At 71.4% G+C, this 20,403-nt stretch carries 20 protein-coding genes and 1 pseudogene; 7 read left to right on the forward strand and 14 right to left on the reverse strand.

What is annotated here, in order from left to right; all coding sequences use genetic code 11:
* Positions 1–4 precede the first annotated feature (4 nt).
* The 4 genes and pseudogenes from hglS to AQJ91_RS29110 form a co-directional block, all read left to right on the forward strand.
* Complete coding sequence (gene hglS / locus AQJ91_RS29095; RefSeq protein ID WP_067027409.1) at positions 5–1,438, forward strand: 2-oxoadipate dioxygenase/decarboxylase; 1,434 nt, start codon at positions 5–7, stop codon at positions 1,436–1,438.
* A complete protein-coding gene (gene amaB, locus AQJ91_RS29100) occupies positions 1,435–2,964 on the forward strand; it encodes an L-piperidine-6-carboxylate dehydrogenase (protein WP_067027411.1) in 1,530 nt (509 codons plus the stop codon). The genes hglS and amaB overlap by 4 nt, the downstream gene beginning before the upstream one ends.
* 250 nt (positions 2,965–3,214) lie before the next feature.
* Complete coding sequence (locus AQJ91_RS56120; RefSeq protein WP_234383035.1) at positions 3,215–3,658, forward strand: MmyB family transcriptional regulator; 444 nt, start codon at positions 3,215–3,217, stop codon at positions 3,656–3,658.
* A 164-nt stretch (positions 3,659–3,822) separates the two neighbouring features.
* Positions 3,823–4,119, forward strand: a pseudogene (locus tag AQJ91_RS29110) (aldo/keto reductase); the annotation flags it as partial.
* A 120-nt stretch (positions 4,120–4,239) separates the two neighbouring features.
* Here AQJ91_RS29110 and dmpG read toward each other — a convergent pair.
* The 13 genes from dmpG to AQJ91_RS29175 form a co-directional block, all read right to left on the reverse strand.
* Positions 4,240–5,274, reverse strand: a complete 1,035-nt coding sequence (gene dmpG, locus AQJ91_RS29115) for a 4-hydroxy-2-oxovalerate aldolase (RefSeq protein WP_067027418.1) — start codon at positions 5,272–5,274, stop codon at positions 4,240–4,242.
* Positions 5,271–6,218, reverse strand: coding sequence for an acetaldehyde dehydrogenase (acetylating) (locus AQJ91_RS29120; RefSeq protein ID WP_407696939.1), 948 nt, complete (start codon positions 6,216–6,218; stop codon positions 5,271–5,273). The genes dmpG and AQJ91_RS29120 overlap by 4 nt, the downstream gene beginning before the upstream one ends.
* Complete coding sequence (locus tag AQJ91_RS29125) at positions 6,215–7,012, reverse strand: 2-keto-4-pentenoate hydratase (RefSeq protein WP_067027421.1); 798 nt, start codon at positions 7,010–7,012, stop codon at positions 6,215–6,217. The genes AQJ91_RS29120 and AQJ91_RS29125 overlap by 4 nt, the downstream gene beginning before the upstream one ends.
* 2 nt (positions 7,013–7,014) lie before the next feature.
* Positions 7,015–7,959, reverse strand: coding sequence for a 3-carboxyethylcatechol 2,3-dioxygenase (locus AQJ91_RS29130; RefSeq protein ID WP_067027423.1), 945 nt, complete (start codon positions 7,957–7,959; stop codon positions 7,015–7,017).
* Between the two features lie 11 nt (positions 7,960–7,970).
* Positions 7,971–8,957, reverse strand: coding sequence for a zinc-binding dehydrogenase (locus AQJ91_RS29135; RefSeq protein ID WP_067027425.1), 987 nt, complete (start codon positions 8,955–8,957; stop codon positions 7,971–7,973).
* Positions 8,958–9,120: 163 nt separating this feature from the next.
* A complete protein-coding gene (locus AQJ91_RS29140; protein ID WP_067027427.1) occupies positions 9,121–9,600 on the reverse strand; it encodes a GNAT family N-acetyltransferase in 480 nt (159 codons plus the stop codon).
* A gap of 7 nt (positions 9,601–9,607) precedes the next feature.
* Entirely contained in the window at positions 9,608–11,191 is a 1,584-nt protein-coding gene (locus AQJ91_RS29145) for an acyl-CoA synthetase (RefSeq protein WP_067027429.1), read from the reverse strand.
* 67 nt (positions 11,192–11,258) lie between these two features.
* Positions 11,259–12,080 (reverse strand): SDR family NAD(P)-dependent oxidoreductase, encoded by an 822-nt coding sequence (locus AQJ91_RS29150; RefSeq protein WP_067027431.1) that lies wholly within the window; start codon positions 12,078–12,080, stop codon positions 11,259–11,261.
* Positions 12,080–12,946 carry an alpha/beta fold hydrolase gene (locus AQJ91_RS29155; protein WP_067027432.1) on the reverse strand — a complete coding sequence of 289 codons (867 nt, stop codon included), beginning with the start codon at positions 12,944–12,946 and terminating at the stop codon, positions 12,080–12,082. The genes AQJ91_RS29150 and AQJ91_RS29155 overlap by 1 nt, the downstream gene beginning before the upstream one ends.
* A 19-nt stretch (positions 12,947–12,965) precedes the next feature.
* A complete protein-coding gene (locus AQJ91_RS29160; RefSeq protein ID WP_107122565.1) occupies positions 12,966–13,526 on the reverse strand; it encodes a 3-phenylpropionate/cinnamic acid dioxygenase subunit beta in 561 nt (186 codons plus the stop codon).
* A 175-nt stretch (positions 13,527–13,701) separates the two neighbouring features.
* The gene (locus AQJ91_RS29165) at positions 13,702–14,928 is read right to left on the reverse strand and encodes an FAD-dependent oxidoreductase (RefSeq protein WP_067027434.1); all 1,227 of its coding nucleotides are present in this window, start codon (positions 14,926–14,928) and stop codon (positions 13,702–13,704) included.
* Complete coding sequence (locus AQJ91_RS29170) at positions 14,925–15,272, reverse strand: bifunctional 3-phenylpropionate/cinnamic acid dioxygenase ferredoxin subunit (protein ID WP_067027436.1); 348 nt, start codon at positions 15,270–15,272, stop codon at positions 14,925–14,927. Before AQJ91_RS29170 ends, AQJ91_RS29165 begins: the two co-directional genes overlap by 4 nt.
* Positions 15,269–16,573 carry an aromatic ring-hydroxylating dioxygenase subunit alpha gene (locus AQJ91_RS29175; RefSeq protein ID WP_067027438.1) on the reverse strand — a complete coding sequence of 435 codons (1,305 nt, stop codon included), beginning with the start codon at positions 16,571–16,573 and terminating at the stop codon, positions 15,269–15,271. The genes AQJ91_RS29170 and AQJ91_RS29175 overlap by 4 nt, the downstream gene beginning before the upstream one ends.
* Before the next feature lie 209 nt (positions 16,574–16,782).
* On the opposite strand from AQJ91_RS29175, the gene AQJ91_RS29180 reads away from it, so the two are divergent.
* Complete coding sequence (locus AQJ91_RS29180) at positions 16,783–17,649, forward strand: IclR family transcriptional regulator (RefSeq protein ID WP_234383037.1); 867 nt, start codon at positions 16,783–16,785, stop codon at positions 17,647–17,649.
* A gap of 107 nt (positions 17,650–17,756) precedes the next feature.
* Here the strand turns inward: AQJ91_RS29180 and AQJ91_RS29185 are convergent, their stop codons facing one another.
* Entirely contained in the window at positions 17,757–18,368 is a 612-nt protein-coding gene (locus tag AQJ91_RS29185; protein WP_067027440.1) for a helix-turn-helix domain-containing protein, read from the reverse strand.
* 189 nt (positions 18,369–18,557) lie between these two features.
* On the opposite strand from AQJ91_RS29185, the gene AQJ91_RS29190 reads away from it, so the two are divergent.
* Together AQJ91_RS29190 and AQJ91_RS29195 are read left to right on the forward strand one after the other, a co-directional pair.
* A complete protein-coding gene (locus AQJ91_RS29190; RefSeq protein WP_067027442.1) occupies positions 18,558–19,883 on the forward strand; it encodes an MFS transporter in 1,326 nt (441 codons plus the stop codon).
* A gap of 50 nt (positions 19,884–19,933) precedes the next feature.
* A complete protein-coding gene (locus tag AQJ91_RS29195) occupies positions 19,934–20,383 on the forward strand; it encodes an FAD:protein FMN transferase (RefSeq protein WP_067027443.1) in 450 nt (149 codons plus the stop codon).
* Positions 20,384–20,403: the final 20 nt, after the last annotated feature.

A 20,403-nucleotide genomic window follows, 5' to 3' on the forward strand; every position in this document is an offset into this window, starting at 1 on the left:
TTCCATGATCAGCCAGTGGCAGCTGCGTGCCGCCTTCGCCGCCCGGCTCTCGGACATGTACGGGCGGGAGGTCCCCGCCTACACCACGCTCGTGGACGTGTCGCGCGAGGTGAACGAGGACGTCCTGCGCGCCCAGGGTGGCGACGCCGAACGCCTCGGCTCCATCAGCCGCGTGACCGCGGAGCGCCACGGCGCCATCCGCGTCGGCACCCCCGCCGAACTCGCCCAGGTCGCCCGCGTCTTCGGCGCCCTGGGCATGCGTCCGGTCGGCTTCTACGACCTCCGCGAAGCCGCCGCCAGCGCGGTACCCGTCGTGTCGACCGCGTTCCGTCCCGTCGACGGCGAGGAGCTGGCCCGCAACCCCTTCCGCGTCTTCACGTCCATGCTCACCCCAGCGGACCCTCGGTTCTTCGACGCCGGTCTGCGCGCCCGTCTGGAGACGTTCCTGGCCGGCCGGGAGCTGTTCCCACCGGAGCTGCTCGCGCTGGCCGACCGTGCGGAGGCCGAGCGCGAGCTGCCCGAGGAGGACGCCGAACGGTTCCTCCAACTCGCCGTCGCCGCGTTCGAGTTGTCCGCCGAACCGATCGACAGGGCCTGGTACGAGACCCTGGAGCGGGTCTCCGCCGTCGCCGCGGACATCGGCGGCGTCCGCAGCACCCACATCAACCATCTCACCCCGCGCGTCCTGGACATCGACGAGCTCTACCGGCGTATGACCGAGCGCGGCATCGAGATGATCGACACCATCCAGGGCCCGCCCCGCTGGCAGGGACCCGACCTGCTGCTGCGCCAGACGTCGTTCCGGGCCCTGGCCGAGCCCCGGGCCCTGCGCGCCCCGGACGGCAGCGTGACCAAGGGTGCTCTGCGCGTGCGGTTCGGCGAGGTCGAGGCCCGCGGCATCGCCGTCACCCGCGAGGGCCGGGCCCGCTACGACCGCCTGCTCACCCTCGTCGACCAGCAGACGGCCCTGCATCCCGATGGGGGTCCCCCCGCTCGAGCGAAGCCGGGAGTGGGGGAGGACCGGGCCGAACTCGCCCGCGCCCTGTGGGCGGAGCACATCCCCGGCACCGAACACGACCTCGCCGCCCAGGGGTTGGCGTACTTCACCTACAGCGTCGTCCCCGACCGGCCACGGAACGGCAGCCGCCCACCCACCACCCTCACTGACCTGGTGGCACAGGGCTGGGTACGGGCCGATCCCATCGTCTACGAGGACTTCCTGCCCCGCTCGGCGGCCGGCATCTTCCAGTCCAACCTCACCGACGCGGGTTCCCGGGACAACGACCAACAGGGCGCCGCCTACGACAGCGACTGGCTCTCCGGCGCCATCGACCGCGAAGTCCTCGACCCCTACGCCCTGTACGAACGGCAGCAGAACGACTCCCTCGCCCAGGTCGCCAGGGAACTGCACCTCACCACCCTCAAGGGAGCATCATGACCGGCACCACCCTGCCCACCACCGAGGACCTGCGCGCCCGCGCCCGTGCGAGCCTGGACCGCATCGGCGTGACCGTACCGGCAGGCGCCGACTTCCAGGCCCGTACGCCCATCACCGGCGAGGACCTCTTCGGCCTGACCGCCGCGACCGCCGCCGACACGGAGGAGGCCGTCACCGCCACCCGCGAGGCATTCCTCACCTGGCGCACCACACCGGCTCCCCGACGCGGCGAACTCGTCCGCCGGCTGGGCGAGTTGCTGCGCGACCACAAGAGCGACCTGGCCGACCTCATCACCATCGAGGCGGGCAAGATCCGTTCGGAGGCGCTCGGCGAGGTCCAGGAGATGATCGACATCTGTGACTTCGCGGTCGGCCTGTCCCGGCAGCTCTACGGCCGCACCATCGCCTCCGAGCGCCCCGGCCACCGCCTCGCCGAGACCTGGCACCCGCTCGGGGTCGTCGGCGTCATCTCCGCGTTCAACTTCCCCGCCGCCGTGTGGTCGTGGAACACCGCGGTGGCCCTGGCCTGCGGCGACACGGTCGTCTGGAAGCCCTCCGAGCTCACTCCGCTGATCTCCCTGGCCTGCGACCGGCTCCTGGACCTGGCCGCCGAAGAGGTCGGCGCCCCCCGCGACGTGCACCGTCTCCTCCTCGGCGACCGCACCATCGGCGAGCGGCTCGTGGACGACCCGCGCGTCGCCCTTGTCAGCGCCACGGGCTCCACCCGCATGGGTCGCGAGGTCGGCCCCCGCGTCGCGGCCCGCTTCGGGCGCAGCCTGCTGGAACTCGGCGGCAACAACGCCGCCGTGGTCGCCCCCTCGGCCGATCTGGACCTCGCCGTGCAGGGCATCGTCTTCGCCGCCGCCGGTACCGCGGGCCAGCGCTGCACGACCCTGCGCCGCCTGATCGTCCACCGCGACATCGCGGACACGCTCGTCGCACGTCTGACGTCCGCGTACGCCAAACTCCCCATTGGCGACCCGTTCGACGAGAACACCCTCGTCGGACCGCTGATCACCACTCAGTCCCTCGACGGCATGCAGGACGCCGTCGCCCGCGCGCAGGCGCAGGGCGGCAAGGTTCTCGTGGGCGGCGAGCGCCGTCTGGCCGACTCCGCACCCCGGGCCGCCTACGTCGAGCCGGTCATCGTCCGCGTCGACGAACAGACCGACGTCGTCCGGGAGGAGACCTTCGCCCCCGTCCTCTACGTCCTGACCTACGACACGTTCGAGGAGGCCGTCGCGCTGCACAACGACGTCCCGCAGGGCCTGTCCTCCAGCATCTTCACCCGCGACCAGCAGGAGGCCGAGCGTTTCCTCTCCGCCGAGGGCTCCGACTGCGGCATCGCCAACGTCAACATCGGTACCTCCGGGGCGGAGATCGGCGGCGCCTTCGGCGGTGAGAAGGAGACCGGCGGCGGCCGCGAGTCCGGCTCCGACGCCTGGCGCGCCTACATGCGCCCGGCCACCAACACCATCAACTACTCCAGCCGGCTCGCCCTCGCCCAGAACGTCAGCTTCCTCTAGACCCGTACTTCGCGGCCCGCGAAGTACGGGTCTAGAAGGCGGCGGTGGCAGCGAACTGGGGCGCTTCCTGCGCGCCGGCGCGCCCAGGTGACCACTGCGGAGGTGGGCCTGCCGGCCAGCAACGGACTGCGCCGCACGCCCGGGTTGCGCCGTGAGGAGGTGGCCTCCCTGGCCGGGGTCAGCAGTACGCGCCGCCCGGACGGACACCGGACCGTTGGCCGCCCCCAGCCGGGCCGTGTCGGAGGGTACGTTGCTGCTGCTGGAGAGCGTGCGGTCCCACCCCGCGATCGTGGTCAGCCGCGCCTATGACGTGCTCGCCCGGAACCCGGCCGGATCACGGCTGTTCGTCGGGATCGAGGACTGGCCGGCGGAACAGCGCAAGCTCGTTCGCTATTCCTTCCTCCATCCCGCCGCACGGGACCTCACCGACGACTGGGACAACCAGATCCGTGACTGCGTGGCCCTCGTCCGCACCCTGGCCGGCACCGACCCCGATGCCCCCGACCTGGCCCGGCTCGAAGATGAACTCATCCTGCGGAGGCCGGAGTTCAACCACCTGTGGAAGCGCTGCGACGTGAAGGGGGCGCTGCTGCGGACGCAAGACCTTCCAGCACCCGCAGGTCGGCGACCTCACCGTCGCGCATCAGTCGATGCACAGCCGGCCGGACCGGACGGGGAATCGGTCGTGGCCTGAGCGACTCCCATGGCACCAGGGTGTGAGGGGCCCTGTCATTGCCCCGAACGCCACTCCCTGGCACAGCCCGGTCTGCCACCGGAGCCGATAGGGCGCGAGGGTGGTTGTGGTCAGCGTCCCCAGCCTCGACGCCTGGCCGAGAAGCACTGAAGGGACAGGGATCCATGAGGTACACCAAGCTGCGTGATCCGGGCGTTTCAAGGATCGGTCTGGGCGCGATGGGGATGTCCCACGGCTACACCGGCGCCGCGACCGACGAGGCGGAGTCCCTTCGCACCATCGACCGGGCGCTGGGGCTGGGTGTCACATACATCGACACCGCCGAGATCTATGGCCCCTATACCAACGAGGAACTGGTCGGCCGAGCACTGAAGGGCCGTCGCGATCAGGTCGTGGTGGCGACGAAGTTCGGCCTGATCTCTCATCCGGGGGTGGGGCCGGGAACGCCGGACAGCAGCCCTGACCAGCGTGCCGCGGGCGCTGGAGGGTGAAGGTGATGACCTCGACGGAGACCTCGACGAGCTGACGCCCACCCGTACCGCATGCGCAGACGCCACAGTCATCGCCTGATCCTCCGGTGCTCAACTCACCGGCGTCGCCTCGCCCGACACGAGGTCGAGGGCGATGTCCACGATCATGTCCTCCTGCCCGCCGACCAGGCCCCGGCGGCCGACCTCCAGCAGGAGCGCGCGGGCGTCGACGCCGTAGCGTTCGGCGGCGATCTCGGCGTGGCGCAGGAAGGAGGAATAGACGCCCGCGTAGCCGAGGGTGAGGGTCTCGCGGTCCACCTGGACCGGGCGGTCGCGCAGTGGTCGTACCAGGTCGTCGGCGGCGTCCTGGAGGGCGAGCAGATCGCAACCGTGCTTCCAGTCCTGCAGGTCGGCCACGGCGACGAAGGCCTCGATGGGACAGTTGCCCGCGCCCGCGCCCTGCCCGGCGAGGGACGCGTCGACCCGTGTGACGCCCTCCTCCACCGCGACGACGCTGTTCGCGACCGACAGCGACAGGTTCTCGTGCGCGTGCACGCCGATCTCGGTGGCAGGGTCGAGGACGTCGCGGTAGGCGCGGACGCGCTCGCTCATGCCGTCCATGGTGAGTCGGCCGCCGGAGTCGGTGACGTACACGCAGTGGGCGCCGTAGGACTCCATCAGCCGGGCCTGGGCGGCGAGTTCGGCGGCCGGGGCCATGTGGCTCATCATCAGGAAGCCGGAGACGTCCATGCCGAGGTCGCGGGCCTTGGCGATGTGCTGGGCGGAGATGTCGGCCTCGGTGCAGTGGGTGGCGATGCGGACCGAGCGGACGCCCAGGGCGTGGGCGCGTTCGAGTTCGGCGATGGTGCCGATGCCGGGCAGCAGGAGCGTGGTCAGGACCGCGCTCTCGATCGCGTCCGCCGCGGCCTCGATCCATTCCCAGTCGCTGTGGCTGCCGGGGCCGTAGTTGAGGGACCCGCCTGCCAGGCCGTCGCCGTGCGCGACCTCGATGGCGTCGACGCCGGCCGCGTCGAGGGCGGCAGCGACACGGGCCACGTCGGCGGGGTCGATGCGGTGCCGGATGGCGTGCATGCCGTCGCGGAGGGTGACGTCCTGGATGTACAGCCGGCGGTCGGTGTGGGTCATCGGTTGGCCTCCGCGAGCGACTCGGCGACCCGCAGGGCGGCCGAGGTCATGATGTCGAGGTTCCCGGCGTAGGCCGGCAGGTAGTGGGCGGCGCCCTCGACTTCGAGGAAGACCGAGACCCGGGTGGTGACCGGGCCGGTGCCCGCCGGGACGAGGGTGTGTACCGGTTCGTCGGGTGATACGGGCGTGAACTGCACCTCCTGCTTGAGCCGGTAGCCCGGCACGTAGGCGGCGACCCGCTCGGCCATCTCCTTCACGGAGGTCCGCACGGCGTCCTGGTCGACGTCGCCGGTGAGGCAGAAGACGGTGTCCCGCATGATCAGCGGGGGTTCGGCCGGGTTGAGGACGATGATCGCCTTGCCGCGCGCGGCGCCTCCGACGTTCTCGATGGCGTGGGAGGTGGTCTCGGTGAACTCGTCGATGTTGGCGCGGGTGCCGGGGCCGGCCGACTTCGAGGCGATGGATGCCACGATCTCCGCGTAGTGCACCGGAGTCACCGCCGACACGGCCGCGACCATGGGGATGGTGGCCTGACCGCCGCAGGTGACCATGTTGAGGTTGTCCGCTTCGAGGTGCTCGTCGAGGTTGACCGGCGGGACGACGAACGGGCCGATGGCCGCGGGCGTGAGGTCGACGATCTTCTTGCCGTACGGAGCCAGCCGGGCGGCGTTCGCGCGATGGGCCCCGGCCGAGGTCGCGTCGAAGACGATGGCGATGTCGTCGAAGTGCGGCATGGCGATCAGGCCGTCGACGCCCTCGTGGGTCGTCGGGACGTTCAGCCGGGCGGCACGGGCGAGTCCGTCGGAGTCGGGGGCGATGCCGACCATCGCGCCCATCTCCAGGGTGTCGGACAGACGCAGGATCTTGATCATCAGGTCGGTGCCGATGTTGCCGGAACCGATGACGGCGACCTTGGTCTTACGGGGGGTCATGGGGGCAGTCATGCGTCCCTCTTCTCGGAGAACACGGCCGTGACCTCGCCCAGCGCACCGATCTCGGCGCGGATCCGGGTGCCGGGCGGGGCCGGGACCATCGGGCCCAGGGCACCCGAGAGCACGATCTGGCCGGCCCGCAGGGGTTCGCCGTACGACCGTGCCGTGCGCGCCAGCCAGGCGAGCGCGGTGAGCGGGTCGCCGAGACAGGCGGCGCCACTGCCCTCGGAGACCAGTTCGTCGCCGGCGTACATCCGCATGGGTGTCTCGCGGGGCTCGAACTCGTCGAGGGTGAGCCGGTGTTCGGCCAGGACGAAGAGCCCGCTGGAGGCGTTGTCGGCGATCGTGTCGGTGATGGTGATGTCCCAGGCGGCGATGCGGCTGTCGACGATCTCGATGGCCGCGACGGCGTAGTCCACGGCGGCGCGGATCCGGGCCTCGGAGAGGTCCTCGTCGGCCAAGTCCTCCTTCAACACGAAGGCGATCTCCGCCTCGGCCTTCGGCTGGAGCAGCCGTTCCGAGGGCACCTCCGCCGCCCCCGACACGTCCATGTCGGCGAACAGCACGCCGAAGTCGGGCTGGTCGACGCCCAGTTGGCGCTGTACGGCGGGGGACGTCAGCCCGATCTTACGGCCGACGACGACCGCGCCGTCGGCCAGCCTGCGCCGGGTCAGCTCCTGCTGAACGGCGTAGGCGGCGGCGATGTCCTGGGTGCCGAGCAGGTCGCGGACCGGTACGACGGGCGTTCCCGTCTCCGCGGCACCGGCGAGTCGGGCGGCCGCCCGCGCAACTGTCGTGTGTGTCATGGCTAAGCCTGTCCTCGTGCGGTGGCCACGGCGAACCCGGCGATCCAGGCCGGGATCGCCTCGTAGAAACGGGATGTCATCTCGTACGGCCCCGAAGCCGCCGCAAGCGAGGCGAAGGCCGCGATCCATGCCCGGACTTCGTGCGCGGAGCCGCCGCCTTCCCGGGCCATGTCCTCGACGCTCCAGGAGTCGAACTCCGCCAGCTCCTCCTTCTCCAGGTGGTCGAGGAGCCGGTGGTCCCAGTCGGGGTTGATCGGGATCATCGCGGTCGAACCGGCGGCGTAGTCGCGCCCCGCCTGCACGACCCGCTCCTCTCCCCGGGCCCGCTGCTCGGGCGTCGGCGGCCGGCCCTCGATCAGCGCGTCGGCGACCCGGGGCGGTGCCCCGTCCAGTACCGGCACCGGTGGGTCGTGGGAGAGGCCGCCGGAGGCGAGGAACAGCACCCGGCGGTCGAGTTCCGCGGCGGCCTCCCCGACCGCCGTGCCCAGGGCCCTGATACGGCTGACCGGGCCGAGCGGGGTGGCCACTCCGTTGACGAAGACGGGCACCACGGGCACCTGGTCGATGCCGCCGAAGAGCACTTCGAGGGGCTGGGCGAAGCCGTGGTCGACGGTCATCCGGGCCGAGACGGTCAGGTCGACGCCACGGTCGAGGACGCCCTGGGCCAGCGCCTTCGCGGCGGCGGTGTCGACCGACAGCGGGCCGGCGGCCGTACCGAAGTCGCCCACCGCGTGCGCCTCGGTGGCCAGGCAGAAGGGCGGCATCTCCTTGCAGAAGAAGCCGTTGTAGTGGTCGGGGGCGTAGAGGACGACCAGTTCGGGGTCGTAGGCGCGGACGAACTCCCGGGCGCCCGCGACGGCTTCGGCGACCCGGGCCAGGACGTCCGGTGCCGGGTCGTTCTTGCCGATCAGGGGCGAGTGGGACAGCCCGACGGCGGCTGCGGTCATGGTGGGGGTCCTTACTGCTGAGGAGCCGGCGGGTGGATGACGACCTTGCCGGTGAGGCCGCCGTCGATCATGAGCTGGAAGCCCTTGTGGATGTCCGTGAGCGGGAGCGCCCGGTCGATCACCGGGCGCACGCCGGTGGCCTCCAGCAGTCGTAGCATCGCGACCAGCTCGGCGCGGGTGCAGCCGGTGGAGCCGAGGATGCGCTGCTGGAGGTAGAAGACGCGGCCCAGGTCGGCGGGCGGGTTGGTGCCGCTGGTGGCTCCGGCGATCACGACCGTGCCGCCGGGGCGCAGTGACTTCAGCGAGTGCGACCAGGTCGCCTCGCCGACCGTCTCGATGACGACGTCGACCTTCTCGGGCAGCCGCTCGCCGGTGGGTACGGCGGCCCGGGCGCCCCAGTTGAGGGCCTCGGCGCGCTTGTCCGCGCTGCGGCTGGTGGCGTAGACGACGGCGCCCGCGGCCACCGCGAGCTTGATCGCGGCGGAGGCGACACCGCCGCCGGCGCCCTGCACCAGGACCCGGTCACCGGCGGTGATCCGGGCCTGGGTGAACAGCATGCGGTAGGCCGTGGTCCAGGCGACCGGCAGACAGGCGGCCTCGTCGAACGACAGCCACGCGGGCTTGGGGACCAGGTTGCGGGTCGGCACCGTGACGTACTCCGCGAAGGCACCGTCGTGCTGCTCGGACAGCAGCGCCCGGTTCGGGTCCAGCGTCTCGTCGCCGCGGCCGGCGTCCGGGTCGCCGAGCACCGGGTGGACGATCACCTCGTTGCCGTCCTCGTCGTATCCGGCGGCGTCACAGCCGAGGACGATCGGGAGCCGCTCGGGAGGGTGGCCGACGCCCCGCAGGGTCCACAGGTCGTGCATGTTGAGTGAGGAGGCCACGACACGGACCCGGCACCAGCCGGGCTTCGGTGCGGGCTCCGGTACGTCGTCGCGCAGCGCGAGCCCGGAGAGGGGGTCGGTGGCGCTCTGGGAGATGGCGATAGCGGCAAGCACGAGATCAAGGTGACGGCGGCATGCTGCCGGGCTCCAGCCTGTGTGCCGCTGTGCAGCACGGGGGCCGTTGTTTCGGGGGCTGCGCCCCTTTCGGGGCGAACGCCGATGGCCGACGGCCAGGTCTCGTACCTGTGCCGTCGGCCATTGTGGAGGGGAACTGGGCTCAGTGAGGCATGTCGTCCAAGGCCGTAGGGAGGTCGGCGAGCCAGGACGGTTCCGCCGTGAACAGGACGACGCTGCCGGCCGGCAGATCCGCCTCTGCCACCCGGCGGAAGCCGCCCGCCTCGAAGGCGGCCTGGGTGGCAGTGTCGTCCTCAGGCGGTGCGGCGACCACACGGCGGCAGTTCGGGTCGGCGGCGAACAGGGCGGGGACGAGGTCGTTCAGCAGCCGACCGGCCGTGTTCTCCGCGTCCTGGACCAGGACCAGCCCAACGGCGATGTCGTACGCGCCGTACGGATAGCACGCACGCAACGGATGGTGTTGTACGCGGTACAGCCGCAGCTCGACCGGTGTGCCGCCGCCGCGCGGGGCGACGGCGTACGCGTGGACGCCGTGACCGGCGTCGACGAGTGGGCGCAGCGTCCAGCCGTCGCCGAGGGCGGGCTCGGGCGGCGGCTGCACGTCGGGGAATGTGGTCGTCATGACGGGCTCACACCGCGTCGGCGGCCGGCTCGGCATCCGCCTCGACCAGTCGGCGCAGTTCGCCCTTGGCGAGCTTGCCACTGGCGTTGCGCGGCAGTTGGGCGACGAGCAGGAGCCGGGTGGGGAGCTTGTAGCGGGCGAGGTGCCGGCCGGCGAACTCCCGTACCTCTTCCAGCGTGAGCGAGGTTCCGGGGGCACAGGTGAGAACGGCCTGGACGGTCTCGCCCCATTTCGGGTCGGGTACGCCGATGACGGCCGCCTCCAGGACGCCGGGGCAGGCGGCGAGGACGCGCTCCACCTCGGCCGGGTAGACGTTCTCGCCACCGCTGATGATCATGTCCTTGAGCCGGTCGACGATGTAGTAGAAGCCGTCCTTGTCGCGGTGGGCGATGTCGCCGGTGTGGAACCAGCCGGCGTCGTCGAAGGCGGCACGGGTCGCCTCGGGGTTGTTCCAGTAGCCGGGGGTGACGTTGGGGCCGCGGACGCAGATCTCGCCGCGGGTGTCGGCCTCGGTGATCCTGGCGCCGGTGACGGGATCGGCGATGCAGATCTCGGTGTACGGCATGGGGGCGCCGGCCGAACCCGCCTTCTCCTGCGTCAGCCCGGCGGGCAGGTACGTGGCGAAGGGGGCCGTCTCGGTGAGCCCCCAGGCCTGCTGGAGCAGGACGCCGCGTTCGGCGTAGTCGTGGATCAGCTGTGGCGGGACGGGGGCGCCCGCGACCACCGCGGAGCGCAGGGCGCTCAGGTCGGTCTCGGCGAAGCCGGGTGTGCGGGCGAGGGCGGCGTACATGGCGGGGACCGCGAAGAAGGTGCTCACCCGGTGCCGCACCAGGTCGTCCAGGCTCTGGGCGGGGTCGAAGCCGCGGCGCAGGACGACCGTGCCGCCGCGCAGCAGGGTGCGCAGGGTGAGGGCGTTGAGGCCGCCGATGTGGAAGAGGGGGGCGGCGGCCAGGTTCACGTCGTCGGAGCGGGTGTCCACCATGCTGTCGACGTTGACCGCGTTCCACCACAGGTTGCCGTGGGTGAGCATGACGCCCTTGGGGCGGCCGGTGGTGCCGGAGGTGTACATCAGGGCGCCGAGGTCGTCGTCGTGCAACGGCACCGGCTCCCGTTCGGGCCGGCCGGGGCCGAGCAGCTCCGACAGCGGCGTCCACGTGGCCGTGGGCGCCACGTCGGCGGGACAGGCGGGGTCGGTGTCGATCAATATGTGGCGGCGGGCGGGGATGCCGCCGAGGACCGACTCCACCAGTTCGCGGTGTCCCTCCTCGACGACCACGGTGTGGGCTCCGCTGTCGGTGAGGATGTGGCGCACCTCGTCGGCGGCGAGTCGGAAGTTGACGGGGACGAAGACGGCCCCGAGGTGAGCGGCGGCGAACAGCGCGTGGAGGAAGGTGACACTGTTGAAGCCGAGGTAGGCGATCCGGTCGCCGCGGCGCAGTCCCCGCTCGGCGAGTCCGGCGGCCAGCTCGACCGCGGTGCGGCTGAGGTCGGCGGCGGAGAACTCCTGCCCCTCGTAGACGAGGGCGGTGGGCGTGGGGTACTTGGCTCTGCGGTGCAGCGCGGCTGCTGGGCTGATGTCGACGGCGGCCATGGCGGCGGCTCCTTCTATGGCTGTCGTACGGGAGCGGAGGAGGTCGAACGGGAGGCGGAGGGCTTCTCTACAGGCCGGCGCCGCCGGCGGGGGTGCGGAAGCCGCGTACGGCGATGCCTCCGTCGGCGGGGATGACCGCTCCGGTGACGGTGCCGCTGTTGGCGCGGGAGGCGAGCAGGACGTACGGGCCGGTGAAGTGCTCGGGCTCGACGCTGGAGTCGTACAGGGGGATGAGAGGTGGCTGCTTCTCACCGGAGGCTTCGTTCTTGGCGAAGGAGGCGGCCAGTGTACGGTCCTGCAGCCCCAGGCTCTCGGGTCCGCGCAGCTGGGTGCGCATGCCGCCGACGGCGACGCCGTTGACCCGGACCTTGGGCGCGAGCTCGTAGGCGAACTGGCGGAGCAGGCCGAGGCAGGCGTGCTTGCTGGCGGTGTAGAGGGAGCCGCCGCCGTCGGTGTGGATGGAGGCGTTGGAGAGGGTCATGACGATGCTCCCGCGACTGCGGACCAGTTCCCGCCAAGCGGCCTCCACGGCCAGGACGTAGCCCTTGACGTTGATGCCGAAGACCTCGTCGAACGCCTCTGACAGCTCTTTGCCGGTCAGCCGGGTGACGCTGCGGTGGTAGTCCCAGATTCCGGCATTCGGGACGAGGATGTCCAGCTTGCTGAAGCGTTCCACGGTGGCCTCGACGGCGCGGTGCAGGTCGTCCGGTGAGCGCACGTCACCGGTGACGGTCAGCACACCGTCCGGGAGGTCGTCCAGCTGCCCCGCGTCCCGGTCCAGTACGGCGACCCGCGCCCCCTCGGCCAGATACCGCAGGGCGACCGCTCGGCCGATGCCGGAGCCGCCGCCGGTGATCAGGGCGACCTCGCCCTCCAGCCAGCCGCCCATCACCGCGCACCGAGGAAGTCGGTGACAAGCCGCTCGAACTCCTGCTGCCGCTCCAGCTGCACCCAGTGGCCGCAGCCACCGAAGACGTGCAGTTGGACGTCGCGGATCTGCTTGAGCATGAGCTGGGCGCCGTCGAGGGTGATCGTGCGGTCGTCGCGCCCCCACAGCAGCAGGGTCGGCGCCTTGATCCTGTGGACGCGCTGCCAGAGCGGATCCATGCCGTGCCGCTTGGCGAAGGCGGCGTTGTAGGCGTGGTAGAAGGCGATGTGGGACTCGTCGAGGGATGCCTCGTAGCGGGCCTGGACGGTGTCCTCCCAGCGCTTCGGCTCGGCGGTCATGACGCGGATGAAGTCCCGCATCTTCTTCACCGTCGGACCTTCGCCGTGGTAGTAGCGGAACATCGCCTTCTGGCCCTCGGTCGGGGTAGGCCCGAAGGGCAGCCAGCCGCCACCCGGGGCCATGAGCACCAGCTTCTCGACCCGCTCCGGGGCTTCGAGCGCGGTGGCGATGGCGGCGGCACCCCCGAGGCTGTTGCCCAGCAGATGGAACCGGTCGATGCCGAGCGCGTCCAGCGTCTGCAGCAGGGCATCGACCGTGATCTCGGTGATGCTGCGGGCGTCGAGGTCGGCCTCGGTGGGCCGGTAGCTGCCCCCGAAACCGGGCTGGTCGGGCAGCACGACCCGGAAGTGCGGGGTGAGGGCGGCCAGGTTCTGCCGGTAGTTCGCCACCGCGCTCGCGCCCGGGCCGCCGCCGTGCAGCATCACCAGCACCGGACCCTCCCCGGCCTCGCTCACCGCGACGGTCCCGAGCGTCGTCTGCACGGTGTGCTCGACGAGCTTCGGCTCTTCAGTCTGTGCAGTGCTCACGTGGGTCTCCGGTCGGTCATCACAGGAAGGTGCTGATGTTCTTGGCGAGCAGGACGTTCTGGTCGAGCAGGATCGTGCGGCGGGCGATCAGCAGACCGCCGTCCTCGGTACGGCGCAGGACGTCGGTGCGGCCGCCGGCATAGATGTCGACCTCGCGCTCCAGACGGTTGCGGTAGCAGAGGAACGCCGACTCGGCGAGGTACTCGCCGCTCTCGTCCCCCGCCCGTACCGTCACGTTGGTGATCAGGTGCCGGGTCCGTGAGGGCGGGTCCTCGGCCCAGGCCATGCCCGAGTCGAACCGTCGGATCCGCCAGGCCAGACTCGCCTTGGTCTCGTCGAAGATCGCCACCTCACCGGGCGATCCGTCGGCCAGGGCCTGCTGACGACGCAGCCGGTTGGTGCGCACCGGCGCCCAGTAGTGCAGGTCGTCGGCGAACAGCTCCAGCCAGTCGGCGTAACGGTGCTGGTCGAGCAGCTGCGCCTCGACGGCGTAGAGCCGCTGCACCTCGAAGTGGAGCCGGATGTCGTCGTCGGACACGACGGCCGGGGGTGCCGTCGACTCCAGGGGGTGGCTGCTCATCGGTGGGGTCCTCCTGCGATCCGCGCTCGGGTGTCATTCCAGTGCGGAGGCGATGGTTGGGGGGAGCACGCGTGCCGGTGGGCGGCACGCCCCAAGGGGCGCGGGGCTGTATCGGTATGCGGCTCCGCCGCGTGGGCGCGACCAGCCACGTACGCCCCGCAGCAAACCGACAACATCACGTGGCACCCCCTGATCGGAGCAGCACGCGCAGGTCAACGCTCTCATCGGCCAGACGCTCGGCGTCGACCACAACACGGCGGTCGACAAGACGCCGGGCAACCTTGACGTCCCGCGCCCGGTCGACGGCAGCCGCAGCCACCACCCGATCACCACACAGGCCGAAGACAGTGAGGGCCCCGCCGTCAGGTGCGCCCCGCCGCACGGTCCGCTCGGCGTCTGCCATCGTGCCGACCGCCTCCAGTCGCGAACCGTGCCGATCGGACCAGAACCACGGCGCCCCCGCATCCGGCTCCGGCCGCCCCAGGATGCCCAGGGCAGCAGCCTGGCCATCCCGCTGCGCGGCCTCCCAGTGCTCGTGCCGTACGCGATGGCCATCCCGACGGGCGACGTCACCGACAGCGAGGACGTTCGGGTGGGAGGTGCGCTGTCCAGCCTGGACGACGATGCCGTTGTCCACCCGCACCCCGGCGTCCTCCGCCAACTCCGTCGCCGGCCGGATGCCGATGCCGGCCACCACCGTGTCGGCGGCCACGACCCCGTCGTACCCCGCGAGGTGCACGAGGATCTCGGCGGAGCGGCGTTCGACGCGCTCGACCCCCGCGGTGATCACCTCGATCCCCTCGGCGGTGTGCTGGAGATGCAGTGCCCGAGCGATGTCGTCGCCGACGACGGCGGCCAGCGGTACCGGAACCGGGTCGACCAGGGTGACCCGGCATCCCAGGGCGCACGCGACGGCCGCGGTCTCGGCGCCGATCAGCCCGGCCCCGAGCACGGCCACCCGGGCGCCGGGCAGCAGGCGTTCCCGCAACCGCTCGGCGTCCTCCCACGTGCGCAGCAGGTGTACGGCCGGATCGTCGCCGCCGGGCACGGGCAACGCACGGGGCGTGCCGCCGGTGGCCAGCACGACCCGGTCGGCGACGGCCACCGAGCCGTCACCCAGCTCGATCCCACCCTCGTACGGGCGTACAGCCCGGACCGGGGCACCGTCGCGCAGGTCGACGCGCTGTTCGTCGTACCACTGCTCCGGCCGCAGCAGGACGTCGTCGCGCCGGGCCTTGCCGAGCAGGACGTCCTTGCTGAGCGGCGGCCGGTCGTACGGCAGCCCACGCTCGCCCGAATACACCACCAGTTCCCCGTCGTACCCCTGGGCGCGCAGGGCGTCGCAGGTGGAGACGGCGGCCAGGCCCGCGCCGACGACGGCGACGCGCCGTGGGGCGGTCATCCCGTGCTCTCCTTGCCGGGGTGCAGCCAGATGGCACCGTCGCGGACGTCGACCCGGTGTGTGCGCTGCGGGAGGGTGGCGGGCATGCACTGCGGTTCGCCGGACTTCAGGCAGAAGCGGGCGCTGTGCAGCGGGCACTCCACCTCGCCGTCCTCGATCCAGCCCTCGGACAGGGATGCCTGGCCGTGGGAGCAGGTGTCGTCGAGGGCGTAGTAGGCGCCGCCGTCGTGGAAGACGGCGATGGCGTCGCCGTGGCCGGTGGTGTCGGCGGGCACCTTCAGTGCCTCGCCCTCGTCGATGTCGCCGACGGCGGCGACCCGGATGCCGGTGCCGTTGATGCTCACGGGGTGTCCTCTTCGTTCTTCTGCTCGTGCCAGGCAGGCGTGTTCATCAGGTCGCGCCAGCGGGCGTAGAAGCCGCGGGCGGCACCGTCGCTGTAGAGGCGGCCGGTGGTGCCGGGATGGATGCCGTCCTCGGTCTGAAGCCCCAGGCCCATCTGGTAGTTGAGGGTCATGGAACCGGACACGAAGCCGTGGGCCGTGGCCTGGCACTCGCTCCAGTTCTCGCCGTCGTCCTGCTCGAAGATGCCGGTCGGCCCGAACGTCCGCAGGTTGTAGATCCGTTGGGCGTTCTTGACCTCGTCCGGCATCGACTTGTCGACGATGGTCCAGGCCCAGACCTCCATCTTGTCCGGACCCTTGGGGTGCCAGACGCGGATGCTGCCGTTGACCGGCAGGTAGGAGAAGTTGGGGAAGACGGTGCCGTGGCCGGTGGTCATCGGGCCTTCGACGCGGGCGTCGCCGAGGCGTTCGCGCAGGGCCTCGTAGTCGTAGTGCTCGTGCACGACCCGGTCGTCGAAGCGGCTCTTCGGGTGGGTGGGGAAGCCGTGGCCGTGCCCGAGCGGGTCGGTGTACTGCCGTCCCGGCGTCTGCACGATGTCCGCCTTCGGGCCCTTGCCGGTGGGCGACATGACCATCAGCGCCGAGGCGTGCGAGATGTTGACGTGGTACCAGTCGGAGGCGAACTGCTCTGCGGCGAGCTTCCAGTTGCCCTCGAGCACCCACTTGTGCACGCCGCCGACGACCTCGGTGCCCTCCGGGTCGCGGTCGAGCATCGCGTCCAGGTACCAGGCGAGACCGCCGAGCGCCTCGCGCAGCGGTGGGGCCTCGGGGTTCCAGGTGGCGAAGACGAGTCCCTTGTACGTGTCGAGCTGCGCGACCTCGATCAGGCCCCACTGATCCTGGTCGAAGTGGGCCGGGTAGTCCTCGCCGTTGGGTACGTTGATCAGTTTGCCGGAGGTGTCGTACGCCCAGCCGTGGTAGCTGCACGTGAACGCCTTCGTGGCACCCGCGTCGGCGCGGCAGACCCGCATGCCCCGGTGCCGACAGGCGTTGAGGAAGGCACGGAGCCGCCGGTCCTTGCCCATCGTGACGATGACCGGGTCCTCGCCCATGTACGTGGTGAAGAAGTCGCCGGGCTTGCCGAACTGGCTCTCGTGCGCGAGGAACAGCCAACTCGGCGCGAAGACGCGGCGCAGCTCCTGACGGTAGAGGCCGGGGTCGCCGAAGATCGTCCGATCGATCAGGCCCCGGTCCAGGTCGAAGTACGCGCCGACGTCGACGGACGGCTCACGGTGTCGCTGCATGGGCACAGCAGACGTCGCCCGGCCACACCCTGCCCAGCCGCTGTGCCGGGATGTGGAACGGGGCCCGGAAACCAGTCCGCCGTATCGAGTCCGCCGTGTCGAGCACGCGGGACGCCGACCCGTTTACAATCCGGAAACGGTCACCTAGATTGGACAGGCGTCCATTTTAATAGATCGCCGGATCGTCGTGATCGTCATCGGAGCCCGCCATGCCACTCCACTCCCCCCTTTCGCACCACAGCGAGCCCCCAGCCGGCTGCACGTCGGCCATCGCGCCGGACGCCGCGCCGGAACAGCAGACCGCCGTCGACAAGGCGCTCACCCTGCTGAAGTCCCTCGCCGAGCTGGACGGGGAGATCGGCGTGAGCGAGCTGGCCCGCCGCACCCGCATGAGCAAGTCGACGACCTTCCGGCTGCTGGGCATCCTCCAGCGCAACGACCTGGTCGAGCGGGTCGGCAGCGACTACCGCCTGGGCGCACAGCTCTTCGACATCGGCGCCCGGGCCTACGGCCCCACGACCCCGCTGCTCCAGGAGCGACTGCTGCCGCACCTGGCGGACCTGTACGAGCTCACGCACGAGACCGTGCACCTCGCCGTGCTCCACGGCACGCACATCGTCTACGTCAACAAGCTCCACGGCCACCGGGCGGCCCGCTCGCCCTCCCGGATCGGCGCCCGGCTGCCCGCCTACTGCACGGGGGTCGGCAAGGCCCTCCTGGCGTTCGACCACGACGCCGCCGAGGCGGCCGTCGAGGCCGGGCTTCCCGCCCGCACCGAGTACACCCTCACCGACCCCGACCGCTTCCGGGCCGACCTGCGCCGCATCCGCCGGGACGGCATCGCCTACGACCGCCAGGAGGCCCTCCTCGGCCTCAGCTGCGTCGCCGTACCGATCATGGGGCCCGCCGGTCGCCCCGTGGCGGCCCTGTCCATCGCGGGCGCGGACCGGCGCTTCGACCCCGCCCGTTTCGCCCCGGCCCTGCGCCGCGTGGCCTTCGAAGCGGGCCGGACGATCACCGCGGCCAAGGCGCGGCAGGCGGTACCGGCCGGGCTCGGCGGCCTTTCCGGAGCCTGACCCGCACGAACCCGGCCCAGCCCGACCTGCCCTCGGTCACCACGCTCCCGGTCCGGTCCGGACGAACCAAGCAGACGTGCCGACCGACGGCACGCCGCTCCAGCAACTCAGCGCCGACCGCCGCCATGCGTACGCACGACGGTCGTGGTACCGGTACCGGGCTGCACCCGCGGCACACTCACCACGATGTGCACCAGGCTCTCGCCGTCCAGCGACTCGTACACGTGCGGGCGGTCGCCCGGATAGCGGACGAAGTCGCCGGCCGACAGCTCCACCGGAGCGTCCGCGGGGCCCACGCGCACCCGGCCACTGATGACGTACAGATGCTCCAGGGTGCCCACCGGATGCGACTCGGACGGCTTCCCCGCGCCCTCCAGGTCCCGGCCGATGCGCACCAGATAGTTCTCGATGACACCGGATCCGTAGATGTGGTCCAGCGAGCGGGACTCGTAGCCCGCGTGCCGCTGCCAGACGACCTCGTCGCCCCGCTGCACGGTCATCACCTGCTCGCGCTCCGCCACCAGCCTGGTGACGGGCACGCCGAGCGCGGTCGCGATGGAGAACAGGGTGTCCACGGTGGGGTTGCCCGCCCCCTGCTCCAGGTTCGACAGGGTCTGCTTCGCCAGCCCCGCCTGCCGGGCCAGTTCGGCCAGGGACAGACCCCGCTGCTCTCGGAGAAGGCGCACATTGCGCGCCACCACGGCGTTTCCTTCGGACACGCCACCACTCTAAGCGCAGGCCGGAAAGCGACCGACGACCGGTCAGGTCGGCTTGCGGGGCGTGCCAGAGGACGGCACGACCGCGTGCACGACATTCGGCCAGGCGTCACCTTTCTGCCCACCACGTCCCCGCTGTGGTGTGGATCACCGGCATCCGACGCCACAGTCCAACCGGAAACGAGCCGCTCCATGTCCGAGTCCGTCACCAGTCCGCCCAAACTCCCCGGCACACGCCCGAGCGACACGCGTACGGTGTCTCGGGTCGCCGTCGCGAGTCTCATCGGCACCACGGTCGAGTACTACGACTTCGCGGTGTACGGCACCGCCGCCGCGCTCGTCCTGGGCCCGGCCTTCTTCCCGTCCGGCAGCACCACGGTCCAGACCCTCGCCGCCTTCCTCACCTTCGCGGCCGCGTTCCTGGCCCGCCCCGTGGGCGTCGTACTGTTCGGCACCATCGGCGACCGCCTCGGCCGCAAGCGGGCACTGGTCATCTCTCTCCTCCTGATGGGCGTGGCGACGGTAGGGGTCGGACTGCTTCCCACGTACGAGACAGCCGGCGTTCTCGCCCCCGCCCTGCTGGTGTCTCTCCGCCTTCTGCAGGGCGTCAGCATGGGCGGCGAGTGGGGCGGCGCGGTGCTGCTGGCCGCCGAGCACGCGCCCCCGGGACGCCGGGCGATGTTCGCGTCGATCCCGCAGGTCGGCCCCTTGCTGGGCTTCCTGCTCTCCAGCGCCGTGATTCTGCCGACCCTCTCGATCGCCGGGCGCGACGGCTTCGCAGCCGGAGCATGGCGCGTGCCCTTCCTCCTGAGCGCCCTGCTGATCGTCATCGGTCTCTGGGTACGTACGAGGGTCACCGAGTCGCCGGTGTTCGCGGAGCGGGGACGCGCCACAGGTGCCGCTCCCCGATTCCCGCTCGGCACCCTGCTCAAGGAGTACCCGGGCCGACTGCTGCTCGGTATCGGCGCCGCGGTCGGCGGTTCGTCGGTCTACTACCTGACCGTCGTCTACAGCCTCTCCTACGGCCCGAAAGCCCTCGGCATCTCGCAGAGCACGATGCTGGCCGCCGCGAGCGTGGGGGCCGCCGCCGCTGCCGGCGCCACCATCCCCGCCGCCCGGCTGGCCGACCGGGTGGGCAGACGGCCGGTGATTCTGACAGGCGCGATCGGATGTGTGCTGTGGGCACTGCCCATGTTCGGGGCGCTGAACACCCGCAACGGGCTCGTCATCACGGCGGCGTTCACGGTCGGCCTGGTGCTGTTCACGCTGATGTTCGCGCCGATCGCGGCGTTCCTGCCGGAGCTGTTCCCGGCCCGGCTGCGTTACACGGGTGCCTCCGCGGCGTTCATCCTCGCCAACACGCTCGGCGGCGGCTTCGCCCCGCTGGTCGCCACCTGGTTGAACAGCCACTGGGCGTCACCGCTGGCGCTGGGGGCCTACGCGGGCGGGCTGTGTCTGGTCAGCCTGGCGTGTGTGCTGGCTCTGCCCGAGACCCGGGACGAAAAATTCGATCTCTGACAGGCACCTCCGACCAGCATGGGTGGCCGCCCTCCCGGGCGGCCACCCTCGTGGGCAATACGGGGTACCTGGTCGACGTCCTCTCTGCGGTCCTCCAGGAGGCCGGCCGCACCCGGTTCGTCGTCGACGGAAGCGGCGACCTGCGCCATGGCGGCGAGCGTGCCACCCGGGTCGGCCTGGAGCACCCCTTCGATCCGCGCCGGGTGATCGGCGTGGCCGAGCTGCGGGGCCAGGCCTTGTGCGCCTCCGGCATCAGCCGGCGCGCCTGGGGCGACGGGCTGCATCACATGCTCGACGCGAGGACCGGTGTGCCTGTCAGCGAGATGACCGCCACCTGGGTCGTGGCCGACGAGGCAGAACTCGCCGACGGCCTGGCGACGACGCTCTTCTTCACCAGGGCACCCCGGCTCGCCGAGACCTTCGAATTCGCGTACGTGCGGATGCGTTCCGACGGGCGCGCCGAGTGCTCGCCGGATTTCACGGGCGAGCTCTTCTTCTGAGGCAGGCAGCCGGGCGCGAC

Origin of the sequence: Streptomyces dysideae, from assembly GCF_001514305.1 — a bacterium.
GTDB classification, from domain to species: domain Bacteria; phylum Actinomycetota; class Actinomycetes; order Streptomycetales; family Streptomycetaceae; genus Streptomyces; species Streptomyces dysideae.

What these genes read in the sequence shown, in the direction of transcription:
- AQJ91_RS29165 (WP_067027434.1), bottom strand. Translation starts at nt 14,928, where the DNA reads ATGACCGCCCCACGGCGCGTCGCCGTCGTCGGCGCGGGCCTGGCCGCC.
- AQJ91_RS29145 (WP_067027429.1), bottom strand. Translation starts at nt 11,191, where the DNA reads ATGGCCGCCGTCGACATCAGCCCAGCAGCCGCGCTGCACCGCAGAGCC.
- AQJ91_RS29120 (WP_407696939.1), bottom strand. Translation starts at nt 6,218, where the DNA reads ATGACTGCCCCCATGACCCCCCGTAAGACCAAGGTCGCCGTCATCGGT.
- AQJ91_RS29130 (WP_067027423.1), bottom strand. Translation starts at nt 7,959, where the DNA reads ATGACCGCAGCCGCCGTCGGGCTGTCCCACTCGCCCCTGATCGGCAAG.
- AQJ91_RS29180 (WP_234383037.1), top strand. Translation starts at nt 16,783, where the DNA reads ATGCCACTCCACTCCCCCCTTTCGCACCACAGCGAGCCCCCAGCCGGC.
- amaB (WP_067027411.1), top strand. Translation starts at nt 1,435, where the DNA reads ATGACCGGCACCACCCTGCCCACCACCGAGGACCTGCGCGCCCGCGCC.
- AQJ91_RS29190 (WP_067027442.1), top strand. Translation starts at nt 18,558, where the DNA reads ATGTCCGAGTCCGTCACCAGTCCGCCCAAACTCCCCGGCACACGCCCG.
- dmpG (WP_067027418.1), bottom strand. Translation starts at nt 5,274, where the DNA reads ATGACCCACACCGACCGCCGGCTGTACATCCAGGACGTCACCCTCCGC.
- AQJ91_RS29175 (WP_067027438.1), bottom strand. Translation starts at nt 16,573, where the DNA reads ATGCAGCGACACCGTGAGCCGTCCGTCGACGTCGGCGCGTACTTCGAC.
- AQJ91_RS29160 (WP_107122565.1), bottom strand. Translation starts at nt 13,526, where the DNA reads ATGAGCAGCCACCCCCTGGAGTCGACGGCACCCCCGGCCGTCGTGTCC.
- AQJ91_RS29140 (WP_067027427.1), bottom strand. Translation starts at nt 9,600, where the DNA reads ATGACGACCACATTCCCCGACGTGCAGCCGCCGCCCGAGCCCGCCCTC.
- AQJ91_RS29150 (WP_067027431.1), bottom strand. Translation starts at nt 12,080, where the DNA reads ATGGGCGGCTGGCTGGAGGGCGAGGTCGCCCTGATCACCGGCGGCGGC.
- AQJ91_RS29125 (WP_067027421.1), bottom strand. Translation starts at nt 7,012, where the DNA reads ATGACACACACGACAGTTGCGCGGGCGGCCGCCCGACTCGCCGGTGCC.
- hglS (WP_067027409.1), top strand. Translation starts at nt 5, where the DNA reads ATGATCAGCCAGTGGCAGCTGCGTGCCGCCTTCGCCGCCCGGCTCTCG.